The organism is Deinococcus sp. LM3 (assembly GCF_002017875.1).
Taxonomy (GTDB): Bacteria; Deinococcota; Deinococci; order Deinococcales; family Deinococcaceae; genus Deinococcus.
Genome location: NZ_MUFV01000001.1, coordinates 2,224,790 through 2,239,218, shown reverse-complemented (window position 1 = coordinate 2,239,218; position 14,429 = coordinate 2,224,790). Strand labels below are relative to the sequence as shown.

At 70.7% G+C, this 14,429-nt stretch carries 12 protein-coding genes; 4 read left to right on the top strand and 8 right to left on the bottom strand.

Annotated features, from left to right (window positions below; genetic code table 11):
* Positions 1-24 precede the first annotated feature (24 nt).
* The gene (locus BXU09_RS10510; protein ID WP_078302308.1) at positions 25-2,037 is read right to left on the bottom strand and encodes an elongation factor G; all 2,013 of its coding nucleotides are present in this window, start codon (positions 2,035-2,037) and stop codon (positions 25-27) included.
* Between the two features lie 167 nt (positions 2,038-2,204).
* Between BXU09_RS10510 and mnmD the strand changes: the two genes are divergently transcribed.
* From mnmD to BXU09_RS10495, 3 genes are all read left to right on the top strand, one after another.
* Positions 2,205-2,933 (top strand): tRNA (5-methylaminomethyl-2-thiouridine)(34)-methyltransferase MnmD, encoded by a 729-nt coding sequence (mnmD, locus tag BXU09_RS10505; RefSeq protein ID WP_078302306.1) that lies wholly within the window; start codon positions 2,205-2,207, stop codon positions 2,931-2,933.
* Positions 2,933-3,928, top strand: a complete 996-nt coding sequence (locus tag BXU09_RS10500) for an FAD-binding oxidoreductase (RefSeq protein ID WP_078302305.1) — start codon at positions 2,933-2,935, stop codon at positions 3,926-3,928. Before mnmD ends, BXU09_RS10500 begins: the two co-directional genes overlap by 1 nt.
* Before the next feature lie 97 nt (positions 3,929-4,025).
* Positions 4,026-5,027: an isocitrate/isopropylmalate dehydrogenase family protein gene (locus tag BXU09_RS10495; RefSeq protein WP_055363222.1), complete on the top strand. Its 1,002-nt coding sequence runs from the start codon at positions 4,026-4,028 to the stop codon at positions 5,025-5,027.
* A gap of 108 nt (positions 5,028-5,135) precedes the next feature.
* On the opposite strand, the gene BXU09_RS10490 is transcribed toward BXU09_RS10495, so the two are convergent.
* From BXU09_RS10490 to BXU09_RS10465, 6 genes are all read right to left on the bottom strand, one after another.
* A complete protein-coding gene (locus BXU09_RS10490; RefSeq protein ID WP_078302303.1) occupies positions 5,136-6,140 on the bottom strand; it encodes an NADP-dependent oxidoreductase in 1,005 nt (334 codons plus the stop codon).
* A gap of 257 nt (positions 6,141-6,397) precedes the next feature.
* Entirely contained in the window at positions 6,398-7,612 is a 1,215-nt protein-coding gene (locus BXU09_RS10485; protein WP_240501177.1) for an aminotransferase class I/II-fold pyridoxal phosphate-dependent enzyme, read from the bottom strand.
* A 170-nt stretch (positions 7,613-7,782) separates the two neighbouring features.
* Complete coding sequence (locus BXU09_RS10480; RefSeq protein ID WP_078302299.1) at positions 7,783-8,571, bottom strand: nitroreductase family protein; 789 nt, start codon at positions 8,569-8,571, stop codon at positions 7,783-7,785.
* 162 nt (positions 8,572-8,733) lie between these two features.
* Positions 8,734-9,774 carry an FAD:protein FMN transferase gene (locus BXU09_RS10475; protein ID WP_078302297.1) on the bottom strand — a complete coding sequence of 347 codons (1,041 nt, stop codon included), beginning with the start codon at positions 9,772-9,774 and terminating at the stop codon, positions 8,734-8,736.
* Between the two features lie 244 nt (positions 9,775-10,018).
* A complete protein-coding gene (locus BXU09_RS10470) occupies positions 10,019-10,318 on the bottom strand; it encodes a hypothetical protein (RefSeq protein WP_078302295.1) in 300 nt (99 codons plus the stop codon).
* A gap of 7 nt (positions 10,319-10,325) precedes the next feature.
* Positions 10,326-12,209, bottom strand: a complete 1,884-nt coding sequence (locus BXU09_RS10465; RefSeq protein WP_055363228.1) for a 1,4-alpha-glucan branching enzyme — start codon at positions 12,207-12,209, stop codon at positions 10,326-10,328.
* A 128-nt stretch (positions 12,210-12,337) separates the two neighbouring features.
* Here BXU09_RS10465 and BXU09_RS10460 point away from each other — a divergent pair, with 128 nt between their 5' ends.
* Entirely contained in the window at positions 12,338-13,150 is an 813-nt protein-coding gene (locus BXU09_RS10460; protein ID WP_144012069.1) for a hypothetical protein, read from the top strand.
* A gap of 186 nt (positions 13,151-13,336) precedes the next feature.
* On the opposite strand, the gene BXU09_RS10455 is transcribed toward BXU09_RS10460, so the two are convergent.
* Entirely contained in the window at positions 13,337-14,377 is a 1,041-nt protein-coding gene (locus tag BXU09_RS10455) for a branched-chain amino acid aminotransferase (RefSeq protein WP_078304948.1), read from the bottom strand.
* Between the last annotated feature and the right edge of the window lie 52 nt (positions 14,378-14,429).

Below are 14,429 nucleotides of genomic sequence, written 5' to 3'. Positions count from 1 at the left end.
GGGGCCGCGTGCTGACCTGCCCGCCTACGCCTGCGTCAGTTCTTCCTGCCGGGCGTCGATGATCTTTCTGGTCAGGTGGTCCGGGATGGGCTGGTAGGGGCCGGCGGTCACGCTGAAGGCGGCGCGGTCGCCGGTCAGGGAGCGCAGGGCGGCGCTGTAGTCGTGCAGTTCGGCCTGTGGGACGAGGGCGGTGATGGTGGTGACGGTGCCAGTGGTGTCGATGCCCTGCACGCGGGCGCGGCGGGTCTGGAGGTCGACGAGGAGGTCGCCGGTGAAGCGGGCGGGCGCGCGGACTTTCAGGTGGCGGGTGGGTTCGAGCAGGCCGGGGCGGGCGTGTTCCAGGGCGCCGCGCAGGGCGAGGGCGCCGGCGGCGCGGAAGGCGAGGTCGCTGCTGTCCACGTCGTGGTAACTGCCGTCGAGGACGGTGACGTGCAGGTCCTGGAGGGGGTATCCGGCGAGAGGGCCGCGTTGCATGGCGTCCTGCACGCCTTTCTCGATGCCGGGCAGGTACTTGCCGGGGATGGCGCCGCCCACCACGGCGGAGCGGAAGCTGAAGCCGTCGCCGGGTTCGATGCGGAGGTGGCAGTCGCCGTACTGGCCGTGCCCGCCGCTCTGTTTCTTGTGTTTGCCCTGTGCCTGGGCGGGCGCGTGGATGGTTTCGCGGTACGGGACGCGGGGGGTGGTGGCGGTGACGTTCACGCCCAGCGCGGCGAGGCGTTCGGTGGCGATGCCCAGGTGCAGGTCGCCCATGCCGGACAGCAGGCCCTCGCCGGTCTGGGGGTCGCGGGCGTAGTGCAGGGTGGGGTCCTCGTCGGTCAGGCGGGTCAGGGCGGGACCCAGGCGGTCCTCGTCCTGGCGGCTGACGGGGTGGATGGCGACGGTGTGCGCGGGTTCCGGCAGCCACAGCGGGTCGTACAGGATGGGGTCGGCGGGGTCGGCGAGGGTGTCTCCGGCGTGCAGGTCCGGGAGTTTGGTCAGGACGCCGATGCTCCCGGCGGGCAGTTCGCCCACCTCGGTCAGGTCGCGGCCGTTCGGGAGGTACAGGTGCGCGGCGCGCAGGTCGCCGCCCTGGGTGGTGTTGCGGATGGTGTCGCCGGGGCGCAGCGTGCCGCTCCAGACGCGGATGAACGCCTGCTTGCCCACGAAGGGGTCGAGGCTGACGCGCCACACGCGGGCGCTGAAGGGGGCGTCCGGGGTGGGGTCGCGGGTCTGGCCGTCCACGCCGCTGACCGGGCCGCGTTCGCGGGCGCTGCGCAGGCCCGTGACCATCAGGTCCAGCAGGGCGTCCACGCCCACGCCGCTGTGCGCGCTGACCGGAATGACGGGGTAGAGGGTGCCGGCGTGCACGGCGCGCGTGAAGGCGGCGTGCAGTTCGTCGGTGCTGATGGGGCTGCCGTCCAGGAAGCGGTTCATGAGGTCGTCGTCGGTCTCGACGATGGCGTCGGTCAGGGCGGCCTGCGCGCCGGCCAGGGCGGCGCGGTCGCTGGGCGGCAGGTCCTGTGGGGGGCTGACCTCGCCGGTCAGGACGTCGATTACACCCCGGAAGTCGGCGCCCTCGCCGAGCGGCAGGAACGCCGGGGCGACCGGGCCGCTGAGGCTGGCCCGCAGGTCGGCGAGGACGGCGTGGTAGTCGGCGCGCTCGCGGTCCATCTGGTTCACGGCGATCAGGCGCGGCATGCCGAAGCGGTCGGCGGTCGCCCAGACGCGTTCGGTGCCGACCTCGACGCCGCTGACGGCACTGACGACGATCACGGCAGTGTCGGCGGCGCGGATGCCGCCCCGGATCTCGCGCACGAAGTCCGCGTAGCCGGGCGTGTCGAGCAGCGTGATGTCCGTCCCGCAGTGGGTCAGGCGCAGCACGCCGGTCATGACGCTGAAGCCGTGGGCTTTCTCGATGTCAGTGTGGTCGCTGTGGGCGGTGCCGTCCTCAACGCGTCCGGCGCGTGAAATGGCCCCGCTGCGCAGCAACAGGGCCTCGGAGAGCGTGGTTTTACCGGCGCCGCTGTGGGCGGCGAGACTGACGATCCGAACGGGCACACGAACCACCGATCCTTTGTGGGGGACTGGGAGGCGGGCGAACGCACACCGGCAACCGTGAACGTGCAAGCTGGGTACTGCCGAGTGTACACCCCGCGCCCCCAGCCTCATGGACCGGCCGCCTGTCCCTGTGCCGCAGCGCTGGCCCTCCCGTATCGTGGGGGGTGATGCCGGACGACGCCTCTCCCCTTCCAGCCCTGCCTGACGCCGCGCCCGGCGGGATTCTGCTCACGCCGGACGGGTCGCGCACGGCGCACAACACCCGCTTCGGCGAGGCATACGGGTCGCGGCACGGCGCGGCGGCGCAGGCGCGGCATGTCTTTCTGGAGGGCACGGGCACGCACGTTCACCCGGCCCCGCGCGTGCTGGAGGTGGGGTTCGGGCTGGGCGTGAACTTCCGCGCGACCGTGGCGGACGCGGCGGCGCGCGGCGCGGCCCTGGCCTACCACGCCTTCGAGTTCGACCCGGCCCCCCGCGACCTGCTGCGCGAGGTAGGAAACGGCGGGCAGGGCGCGGCGCACCCGGTCTGGGAGGCGCTGCTCGCGGCGTGGCCGGAGGCGGGACTGAGCCCGCAGGACCTGCCGCAGGAACTCCAGGTGCAGGCGGGCGGCGTGAGCGTGACCGTCACCTTCGCGGACGTGCTGACCGCCGCGCTGCCGGACGCCTGGGCCAGCGCGCTGTACCTGGACGGATTCTCGCCGTCCCGCAACCCGGAGGTCTGGACGCCGGAGTTCGTGGCGCGGGTGGCGGGCACGCTCGCGCCGGGCGGGGTGCTGGGCACGTACAGCGCCGCCGGGCACGTGCGCCGCGCGCTGGAGGCGGCCGGGCTGCGCGTGGAACGCCGCCCCGGCGCGCCCGGCAAACGCGAGTGCCTGCGCGCCGTGCGGGAGGGCTGATGCACGTCGTCGTGATCGGGGCGGGGATCGCGGGGGCGTCGGTGGCGTACTTCCTGGCACGGGGCGGGGCGCAGGTGACGGTCGTGGACGCCGCGCAGCACGCGGCCAGCCGGGTGCCGAGTGCGCTGGTGAACCCGGTGCGCGGGCAGTCGGGCGGCGTGGACGCGCGGGCGCTGGAGGGCATGGCCTTCACCTGGGCGCTGCTGCGCGACCTGGGCGCGGCGGGCTGGTCGGTGCCGCACGGGCAGACGGGCGTGCTGCGGCCCATCCCGGACGACCGGACGCGGGCGCGCTTCGAGCGGAACCTGCCGGCCGCGCTGCGCCACGAGTGGCTGGCCCTGGCCGACGCGCCTGCACCCCTGGCAACCGGCTGGGCGCACGCGCTGCACCTGCCGGAAGGCGGCTGGCTGGACGGCGGGGCGCTGGCGGACGCGCTGCTGGGGGCGTCGGGCGCACGGGTCGTGCGGGGGCGGGCGCAGGACTGGACGGCGCGCACGGTCACGCTGGCGGGCGGCGATACCCTGCCAGCCGAGACCCTGCACGCCGACGCCGTGGTCTTCTGCGGCGGCTCAGTGGGCAGCGCGTGGCGGGGCGAGGCGGGCACGCACCGCATGGGCACCCTGCTGACCCTGGACCGCGCCGTGACCGGCGTGCCCGTCAGTTTCGGCGCGTACCTCGCCCCGGCAGCGGCGGGCGGGGTGCTGGGCGCGACCTTCGAGACGCCCGCGCCGAGCTGGGCGCCGGAGAGGTTGCCGCTGGGATCGCTGGGCTGGCTGCTGGGCAAGGGTGAGGCGCTGACCGGGCTGCGGGGCGCGCGGGTCACGGGCCGCTGGACCGGGTCGCGCCTGTCCGGGCTGCGCGCCGGGCCGCAACCCGACGGTTCGTGGCGGCTGAGCGGCCTGAGCAGCAAGGGCTTCCTGCTGGGGCCGCTGCTGGCCCACGGGCTGGCCGGGCAGATCATGGCCTCGCCGGAATCCCCGCGCCCAGCCGGATGAAACGCTTCCAGCAGGGGGTGCGTCACGCGGCGGGTGACGTGCCACGACCCCCGTAAGGGTGAAGAGGAATACAAAGGTGCATTAGACTGTGCAGGTTATGGCGACTTACCGCATCTGTTTAATTGAAGGCGACGGCATCGGCCACGAAGTCATTCCCGCGACCCGCCGCGTGCTGGACGCCGCCGGCTTCAGCGCCGAGTACGTTCACGCCGAGGCCGGGTACGAGTACTTCCTCGACCACGGCACCAGCACCCCGCAGGCCACCTACGACGCCGTGGAGAACACGCACGCCACCCTGTTCGGCGCGGCCACCAGCCCCACCGGCCAGAAACCCGCCGGGTTCTCCGGTGCGATCCGCCACCTGCGCCAGAAGTACGGCCTGTACGCCAACGTGCGCCCCACCAAGACCCGCCCCGTGCCCGGCGCGTACGAGAACGTCGACCTCGTGATCGTCCGTGAGAACACCCAGGGTCTGTACGTGGAACAGGAACGCCGCTACGGCGACACCGCCATCGCCGACACGGTCATCACCAAGGACGCCAGCGAGCGCATCGGCAAGTTCGCCGCCGACCTCGCCATGAAGCGCGACAAGCGCCTGACGGTCGTGCACAAGGCCAACGTGCTGCCCGTCACGCAGGGCCTGTTCCTGAACACCATCCTCGACCACGCCGCGACCGTGGATGGCCTGAACACCAGCACCATGATCGTGGATAACGCCGCCATGCAGCTGGTCCGCAACCCCCAGCAGTTCGACGTGATGGTCATGACCAACATGTTCGGCGACATCCTCTCGGACCTCGCCGCCGGACTGGTCGGCGGTCTGGGCATCGCCGCCAGCGGCAACGTGGGCGACAAGTTCGGCATCTTCGAGTCCGTGCACGGCAGCGCCCCGGACATCGCCGGGCAGGGCATCAGCAACCCCACCGCGACCATCCTGGCCGCCGTGCTGATGCTCGACCACATCGGTGACCACGAAACGGCCCGCCGCATCGACAACGCCGTGAACAAGGTCATGATCGAGGGGCCGCGCACCCGCGACCTCGGCGGCACCGCCGGCACCGAGGAATTCACGAACGCCGTCATCGCCGCGCTGGCGTAAACGCAGCGCAACGAGAACGCAGCACAACGAGAAGGGGGGCCGGACACGCTGAGCGTCCGGCCCCCCTCCTATGCACGGGTTTTGCAACCCATTCAATCGGAGTCGGTCTTACAGCTTGACGATCATCTTGCCGGTGTTCTGGCCCTTGAGCAGGCCCATGAACGCGGCGGGGGTGTTGTCGATGCCGTCCAGGACGGTCTCGTCGAATTTCATCTGGCCGCTGGCGATCCAGCCCCCGACTTCCTGCGCGAAGGTGTCGAACAGGTCGTAGTGGGGGGTGACCAGGAAGCCGCGCACCGTGAGTTGCTTGCCGATGATCTGCACCATGTTGCGGGGGCCGGGGGTGGGTTCGGTGGAGTTGTACTGGCTGATCATGCCGCAGATGGCGACGCGGCCCATGGAGTGCATGGCGCTGATGGCCGCCTCGAGGTGCTCGCCGCCGACGTTGTCGAAGTACACGTCGATGCCGTCCGGCGCGGCCTTCTTGAGCTGCTCGCCGACGGGGCCTTCCTTGTAGTTGAAGGCGGCGTCGAAGCCCAGCTCACCGGTCAGGTGTGCGACTTTCTCGGCGCTGCCGGCGCTGCCGATCACGCGGCCCGCGCCTTTCAGGCGGGCGATCTGGCCGACGGCGCTGCCGACCGCGCCGGCCGCGCCGGACACGAACACCACGTCGCCGGGCTTGAATTCAGCGGTGCGCAGCAGGCCCGCGTAGGCAGTCAGGCCGGGCATGCCCAGCACGCCCAGATAGGCGCTCAGGGGCACGCCGTCGAGTTCCGGGAGGACCTTCACGCGCCCGGCGTCGATGTTGGCGTGGGTGCGCCAGCCCTGGTCGTGCAGGACGTGCGCGCCGACGGGCACGCGGGCGTCCTCGCTGTGCGTGACGACGCCGACGGCCCCGCCGGTCATGGTTTCACCCAGCGCGAAGGGAGGGGTGTAGCTCTTGACGTCGTTCATGCGGCCGCGCATGTACGGGTCGACGGTCAGGAACAGGTTGCGCACCTGAATCTGACCCTGGCCAGGGGCGGCCAGTTCGATGTCCACGATGTTGAAATCGCTGTGCTGGGGTTCGCCCTGGGGCCGGGCCGCGAGTTGCACTTCTCGTGAAGTCGTCATGCGGCCCACTGTGCACCTTCATGAGAACCCAGCACGGTGAGGCAGGTGACGTTAGGGGTGTTCCGCACCCAAGGACACCCCTCCTGCCCCTGTGCTGTTTTCTGCGGCTTCCGTCTGTTCCGTTGACAACCCGGAAATCCGCCGGGTTGCCAACTCCACGCCCGGAACCCGCTTCTCTCCTTCTCTGCGGGGCAGCTCTACGAGTCGCATCCGCTCGGATTGAACGGTTTGGGCAAACCATTCAATCGGAGTCCGTATTACGCGTCCAGCGCGGCCTCGAAGTCGCCCAGCAGGTCGCCGATGTCCTCGATGCCGATGCTCAGGCGCAGCAGGTTCGGTGTGATGCCCAGGCGTCGGCGTTCGGGTTCCGGCAGCGGGCGGTGCGAGGTGCCCCACGGCCAGGACAGCGTGGTGATCACGTCGGCCAGGGACGGCGCGAGCGGAATGCGGCCAGCCAGGGCCCTGACGAAGCGGGGCGCGTCCTCGATGTCGGCACTCAGCATCCCGCCGAAGCCCTGCGGGAACAGGTCCATGGCGAGGTGGAACTGCGGGTGGTCGCTGAGGCCGGGGTGGTACACGGCCTTCACGCGCGGGTGGTTGACCAGCACGTCCGCGACCGCCTGCGCGTTGCCGCTGTGGGCGCGCATCCGCAGGCCCAGGGTCTTGAGTCCCTGCATGGTCATCCAGGCGTCGAAGGCGCTGATCGTGCCGCCCAGGCGCAGCAGGCGCGTGCGGGCCAGCGCGACCAGTTCCGGCGAGGCGCACAGCACGCCCCCGAACGCCGAGGAGTGCCCGCTGAGGTACTTGCTGACCGAGTGCGTCACGAGGTCCGCGTCGTGCTCGGCGGGGCGGAACACGGCGGGACTGGCGAAGGTGTTGTCCACACTCAGCAGCGCGCCGCGTTCATGCGCCAGGCGGGCCAGCGCGGGCACGTCCGGCACGGTCAGCAGCGGGTTGGTGAGGCTCTCCACGTGCACCACGCGGGTGTTCGGCCGGAAGGCGTCCTCGACCTCGTTCAGGTCGCAGGCGTCCACGAACGACACCTCGATGCCCAGGCGGGGGAACTCCTCGGCCAGCAGCGCGTACGTCACGCCGTACACGCGGGCGTCCGTGATCACGTGATCCCCGGCCTTCAGCACGCCCAGCAGCGCGGCGCTGATGGCCGCCATGCCACTCGCGGCCACCAGCGCGGCCCCGGTGCCTTCCAGGGTCGCCAGGGCGCGTTCCAGGGTCGCGGCGTTCGGGGTGCCGTTGCGGTAGTAGAAGCTGGCGGGGTCCTCGCCGCTCATGGCGCGGTCCAGGTCGTCCAGGTCCGCGAAGGCGTACACGGTGCTCTGGTAGATGGGTTCCACCAGCGCGGCCGCGCGGTTCGGGCGGGCCTCCTCGCCCGCGCGGGCGGCCAGGGTGGTCAGGTCGTACTTCACGGGCGCCGCAGCGGGCTCGCCGGGGGCATCGGGGTTGGGTTGGCTCACGTTGCGCATTGTACGGAGCGCCGCGCCCGGTTGGGGCCGGGCAGAGGCAGGCAGGTGAGCGGACGCCCGGTCAGTGGGCGCGCCCGGCAGGGTTGCCGGATTTGCGGCGCAGTAGACACCCCGCGCCGGACAGCGGGCGCGGGGTGCCGGGTGACTCTCGTGCGGCGGTTTTACTCGGCGCCGGCCCAGAGGCCCTGCTTCTTCAGGGCGGCGACCAGGCCGGGTTCGCGGGCTTCCATGCCGCCGCCCTGGCCGAAGTACATGGTCAGCAGGCGGGCCCAGTCGCCGGGCTGATCGCCGCGCGCCGCGATGGGGTTCATGACCTGCACCGCCTCGCGAATTTCGTCGTCGCTGCCGTCGTGGTACGTGTCGGTGTGAATGACCAGCGGGCGCGGCACGCGGGGGCGGTAGGGGGCGTTCTCGGCGGGCGTGCCGATGGTCAGCGCGGCGAAGGGCAGCACGCCCTGCGGGAGGCCCAGTTCATCGATGATGGCGTCCAGGCCGTTCAGGACGCCCCCGATCCAGCAGCCCTGGTAGCCCAGCATCTCGGCAGCGGTCAGGAGGTTGGTGCCGGCCATGACAGCGTCCCCGATCCCGAAGTGCACGGCGATGGCGGGCCACTGCCCGGCCTGCCGGCCGCTGACTTCCAGCACGCGCTCCACGCGGCGCACGTCGGCGCACACAACGAACGCCTCGCTGGCCGTGGCGATGTGCGCGTTGGTGGTCAGTTCCGCGAGGCGGGCGCGCCCCTCCGGGCGGGTGATGCGGATCAGGGAATACAGCTGCGCGGTCGCGTCGGTCGGGGCGCGCTGCGTGGCGTGCAGGATGGCTTCCAGGTGATCGGCCGGAAGGGGCAGCGGCGAGCCGTCCGCGTGGGTACGGTACTGACGGACGGTGCGGTGCGCGTCGTAGAACGCGGTGACTTCGGCGGGCGTGTAGGTCTTCGTGGCAACGGTCATGCGGGCAACGATACGCGCCGCGCCGCGCCGGAACGGGAAGCTGGATCACGGCGCCCGCGCGGCTTCAGCGGAACGCGGGAATCATACGGACTGCCGTCTGTTTCGCTGACAGATCGGAACACCACCGATCTGCCAGCTCCACGCCCGGAACCCGTTTTTCTCCTACTCGCTTCGCTCGGATTGAACGGTCTTTGCAGCCCATTCAATCGGAGTCCGTATCAGACCACCCATGGCGGCGCGGCGCGGCTGGGCGCGCCAGCAGGCGCTGCTCAGCCGCTGTCCGTCGGCGGTCACGATCAGGGCCTCGCAGCCCGGAAGGTCGTTGACCAGGGCCAGCGCCGCCACCGGGCTCATGACGTTCAGCGCGGTCGCCAGCGCGTGGGCCGCGGCGCATTCCGGCGCGGTCACCGTCACGCGCGGCGCGGCCTGCACGGGCGCGCCGGTGCGCGGGTCGATCACGTGCGAGTACCGGCGGTCCCCCACCTGATACCCCCGGTGCGGGCATCCGCCGCTGGCCAGCGCCGCACCCCGCACCCGCACCTGCGCGAGGGGTGGCGCGTTGTCCCGGACAGTGAAGGGGTCCGCAACGGGAACCTGCACGCCCGGCCCGCCGATGACACGCAGGTTCCCGGCCGCGTTCACGAGGACGCTGCGCACGCCTGGGCAGCGGGAGGCGACCGTGGCGGCGCAGTCCACGATGTACCCCCTGGCGACGGCGTGCAGACTCAAGGGGTAACGGGCGTGCAGGGTGGCGCTGCCGTCGGCGTGCAGGGTCCACGGTTCGGCGCGCAGGGCGCTGGCCTGCCGCGCCAGCGTGCCCGGCGCGGGCTCCTGCCCGGTGGCGCCCGCCTGCCGCCACAGCAGGCCGAAGGCGTCCGTGCCGGGATGAAGCGCCCCGCCGCTCAGGGTGCGCCAGTGATCCGCGAGCCGCAGGACGCGCAGCAGATCCAGGCTCAGGGGGACGTGCGCGCCGGCCTGGGCCTGCCAGCGGCGCAGTTCGCTGCCGGGATCGGACGGATCGAAAACGCGGTTCAGGCGCCCTATCTCGGTCAGGGCGGCGTGTTCGGCGTGTTCGGCGTGGGCGCGGGTGCGCGCCACGACCTGCACCTCGACCTCGGTGCCCAGCAGGCGTTCGTCAGTGCTGTGCAGCCGGTGCGTGGGTCGCACGGCGTTCAGCAGCGTTGTCAGGATCACGCCGGTCATTCTGCCTGAAAAATGTTGAACCGGGTTGAAAAAACAGCCCCCCCCATCGCGAGACCGCTGGGGGTAGCGCACCGGCACCCCCGCACTCGTACGGATTCCGTCTGTTTCGCTGACAATCCGGAACTTCACCGGTTTGCCAGCCCCACGTCCGGAGGGGCGTTTCTCTCCCACTCTGCGGGGCAGCTCTACGAGTCGCATCCGCTCGGATTGAACAGCCTTGTAAGCCGTTCAGTCGGAGTCCGTATCAGGCGGGCGGCTGGGTACTGGCCGAGTAGAAGATCAGCGCGATCAGCAGAATGTCCAGCGCCCAGCCCGCCGGCCGCCGCAGCCGCTCGTCCCGCCGGGCACGCAGAAACTGAATGCCCAGCCGCACCACCAGCAGACCGGCGATCAGGAAGGCGCTGGGCGCCGGGCCGCCGCTGATCAGCGGCCACAGCAGCAGCCCCGCCAGGACCGCCAGCAGCACGAGGCTCGCGGCGGTCAGGGCGTCCGGGGCGGGCCGCCCGGAACCCGGACGGTCAGGAGCAGAGGGAGACGGCGTCACCGCCGCATTAAAGCAGACCCGCCCCGGCCGGCGCGAGCACCAGCACGCTGTTCGGCGGGAGGTTCAGGCGCAGGTGGTGCGGCTGACCATGCCAGCCTTCCGCCCTGGCCGTCAGGTCCGGCTGCTGCGTGCCGAACCCGCCGTACCCGCCGTCATCGGTGGACAGCAGAACGCGGTACTCGCCGCCCTGCGGCACGCCCACCGGGTAGAAGTCACGGTACACCGGGGTCAGGTTCGCCACGACCAGACTCCACGCGCCGCCCACCGGATCGCGGCGCAGGAAGGCGTACACGCTGTTCTCCACGTCGTCCGCGCTGATCCACTGCAGGCCCTCGTCGCGGGTGTCGGCCACGTGCCAGTCCGGGCGGCCCCGGTACAGGCCGTTCAGGTCCCGCACCAGGTGCATCACGCCCCGGTGGTCCGGCTGGTCCACGAGGTGCAGCGGCAACGCCTGATCATGGTTCCACTCGGTGGGCTGCGCGAACTCCTGCCCCATGAACAGCAGTTTCTTGCCGGGCGTGGCCCACATCAGCGCCAGGAACGCGCGGTACCCGGCGCGCTGCGCGTACCAGTCGCCGGGCATCTTCATGACCATGCTCTTCTTCAGGTGCACGACCTCGTCGTGGCTGATCGCCAGCACGTAGTTCTCGCTGGTGCGGTACGCGTTGAAGAAGGTCAGCGCGTGGTGATGATGACGGCGCCACAGCGGGTCCTGCTCGAAGTAATGCAGCGTGTCGTTCATCCAGCCCATTGCCCACTTGTAATCGAAGCCCAGACCGTGCGGGCTGGGGGTGGTCACGCCGGGGAACGACGTGCTCTCCTCGGCCACGATCATGCAGCCCGGCGCCATGTGATGCACGACCTCGTTCAGGCGCCGCAGGAACGCGATGGCCTCCAGGTTCTCGCGGCCGCCGTGCACGTTCGGAATCCACTCGGTGCGCGAGAAATCCAGGTACAGCATGCTCGCCACGGCGTCCACGCGCAGGCCGTCCACGTGGAAGTCCTGCAACCACTTGAGGGCCGACCCGATCAGGAACATCACGACCTCGTTCCGGCCGTAATCGAAGATGTAAGTGTTCCAGTCGTAGTGGTAGCCCTTGCGCGGGTCGGCGTACTCGAACAGCGGCGTGCCGTCGAACCGGCCCAGGCCCGCCGGGTCCGTCGGGAAGTGCCCCGGCACCCAGTCCAGAATCACGCCGATGCCCAGCGAGTGCAGGTGATTCACGAGGTACTTGAAATCCTCCGGGCTGCCCATGCGGCTGGTCGGCGCGTAGTACCCGGTCACCTGATACCCCCACGACCCGTCGAACGGGTGCTCCATGACGCCCAGCAGCTCCACGTGCGTGTACCCCATGAACGTCACGTACTCGCCCAGCCGGTGCGCCAGATCGCGGTAATTCAGGAACCAGCCGTCCTCGCGCCGCGCCCAGGACGGCAGGTGCACCTCGTACATGCTGACCGGGCAGTCCAGGCCCGCGCTGCGCTCCCCCATCCAGGTGCCGTCCGTCCAGTCGAACGGCTGCTCCCACACGATGCTGGCCGTCGCCGGGCGCACCTCGAAGAACGACCCGTACGGGTCCATCTTGTCCTCGGTGCGGCCGTCCGGGCCGGTAATCCGGAACTTGTACCGCTGCCCGTTGCGCGCCGACGGCACGAACACCCCCCAGAACCCGAACTCCAGGCGCTGCATGGGATTATCGAAGCCGTTGAAGCCGTTGAAATCGCCCACCACGCTCACGTGATGCGCGTTCGGAGCCCACACGCCAAAGCGCACGCCCTCCACTCCGTCCTGCGTAACAGGATGCGCGCCCAGCAGATGATCGGGCCGCACCAGATCCGCCGTGACGAGCTTCTGAAGGTGACCATGGTCCAGCGGAAGCGCTTCACTCATGCCCACGAGTGTAGCCGCGCCCCACGCCACACACGCCGCCCACACGGCGAACATGAAGAAACGGTCAGAGAGTGCCGGGGCGGCATGTGCGCCGTGAGAGGCGGAACCTGCCACGTATGCTGCCCCCTGTGACACTCCTGCCCGCCACCTCGCCCGACGCGGCCCTCCCGGCGCTGGCCGCCCTGCTGGGGTGCGGCGCTGACGATCTGCGCCCCCTGCTGCCACAGTTCACAGCCGCGTGGCTGGCGGCCGATGGAGCAGGCGTGATCGCGCTGCGCCGCACCCCCCGCGCGGACCTGGAAGTACTGGGAGGCGCCCGGCCCGGACCGCAGCAGGCAGAGGTCGCAGCGGCCCTGCTGCGCGCCGCCTCGGCGACCGGCACACCCCTGAGTGCCTACGCGGACGACACCCTGCTGCCCGGACACGTCTTACAGACGCTCGGCTGGGAGCAGGCGGGGCAGTACACGGAGTGGCGCGGCCCTCTGCCCACCCCGGAAACGTCTGTCCCGGCGGGGGTGCGCATCCTGCCGCTGGCAGACGCACCTGACCTGACCGTCCGGCGGGAAGCGCAGGACACCTACGCCGACCGGCTGGGTCACACGCTGGTCAGCGACGCCGACATCGTTCCGGGCGCCCACGAGGCCGACGACCGCGTGGGCCACATCGCACTGGACGGGGCCGGTCGGGGCGTCGGCATCTGCCGCGCGTGGCTGGACGGCGACACCCTGACAATCGGCAGTCCCGGCATCTACCCTGACTTGCGGCACACCGCGCTACGGCACGCGCTACTACGGGCTACCTGCGACGCCGCCCGCCTACACGGAGCGCAGCGACTGGTCATGCAGGCCTGGGGCGATACGCCCGCAGAAACACAGGCGGACACAGATCTGGGCCTGCAAGCCGTGACCGTCACCCCCATCTACCGCTCCCGGCCGGCATGAGGCGGGGGGCGGCCCGCGCACTGCGAACCCGCCCCCCGCCTCCGGTGCCGTTGTACGGATTCCGTCTGCTCCGTTGACAACCCGGAACTGCACCGGGTTGCCTACTCCACGCCCGGAACCCGTTTTGCTCCCACTCGCTTCGCTCGGATTGAAGGGTCTTTGCAGCCCCTTCAATCGGAGTCCGTATCACACCTTGACGATCCAGCCTTCGGGCGCTTCACGGTCGCCGTACTGGATGCCGACCAGTTCGTCGTACAGGCGGCGGGTGACGGGGCCGACCTCGGTTTCGCTGTGGAACACGTGGAAGGTGTCCTCGTGCTGGATGCCGCCGATGGGCGTGATGACGGCGGCGGTGCCGCACGCGCCGGCCTCGGCGTACTCGTTCAGGCGGTCGATGAACACGTCGCCCTCAATGACGTTCAGGCCCAGGCGGTGCTCGGCGAGCCAGAGCAGGCTGTACTTGGTGATGCTGGGCAGGATGCTGGGCGACTGCGGCGTCACGAAGGTCTGGCCGTCACGGGTGATGGCGAAGAAGTTCGCGGCGCCGACCTCCTCGATCTTGGTGTGCGTGGCGGGGTCGAGGTAGATGGCGTCCGCGAAGTGACGGTCCTTGGCCTGCGCGCCGGGCAGGAGGCTGGCGGCGTAGTTCCCGCCGACCTTGGCCGCGCCGGTGCCGTGCGGCGCGGCGCGGTCCATGCCGGACGTGATGAAGTTGTGCGGGGTCAGGCCCCCCTTGAAGTACGCGCCGACGGGAATGGCGAACACCCCGAAGATGAATTCCGGGGCGGTGCGCACGCCGATGTTGTCGCCCACGCCGATCACGTAGGGACGCAGGTACAGCGCGCCGCCCGTGCCGTAGGGGGGAATCCAGTGTTCGTTGGCTTTCACGACCTGACGGCAGGCGTCGATGAACTGCTCGGTGCTGACCTCGGGCATCAGGATGCGGCGGCAGCTGGCCTGCATGCGCGCGGCGTTCTGGTCGGGGCGGAACAGGTTGATGCTGCCGTCGGCGGCGCGGTACGCCTTGAGGCCCTCGAAGCACTGCTGGCCGTAGTGCAGGGCGGTGCTGCCCTCGCTGATGTGCAGGACGTTGTCGAGGGTCAGGGTTCCGTGGTCCCACGCGCCGTCACGCCAGTGCGAGAGGTAGCGTTCGTCGGTGCGGATGTAACTGAATCCCAGCGTGTTCCAGTCGAGGTCCACGGGCGGGCGGGGGGTCTGGGTCGTCATGCCGTTCATTGTGGCTCAGGCGCGCCCCGCCGGTCTATTGCCCGTTGCGGAT

Coding starts and splice junctions, on each gene's coding strand:
- mnmD (WP_078302306.1), top strand. CDS start 2,205: ATGCCGGACGACGCCTCTCCCCTTCCAGCCCTGCCTGACGCCGCGCCC.
- BXU09_RS10500 (WP_078302305.1), top strand. CDS start 2,933: ATGCACGTCGTCGTGATCGGGGCGGGGATCGCGGGGGCGTCGGTGGCG.
- BXU09_RS10495 (WP_055363222.1), top strand. CDS start 4,026: ATGGCGACTTACCGCATCTGTTTAATTGAAGGCGACGGCATCGGCCAC.
- BXU09_RS10490 (WP_078302303.1), bottom strand. CDS start 6,140: ATGACGACTTCACGAGAAGTGCAACTCGCGGCCCGGCCCCAGGGCGAA.
- BXU09_RS10480 (WP_078302299.1), bottom strand. CDS start 8,571: ATGACCGTTGCCACGAAGACCTACACGCCCGCCGAAGTCACCGCGTTC.
- BXU09_RS10475 (WP_078302297.1), bottom strand. CDS start 9,774: ATGACCGGCGTGATCCTGACAACGCTGCTGAACGCCGTGCGACCCACG.
- BXU09_RS10465 (WP_055363228.1), bottom strand. CDS start 12,209: ATGAGTGAAGCGCTTCCGCTGGACCATGGTCACCTTCAGAAGCTCGTC.
- BXU09_RS10455 (WP_078304948.1), bottom strand. CDS start 14,377: ATGACGACCCAGACCCCCCGCCCGCCCGTGGACCTCGACTGGAACACG.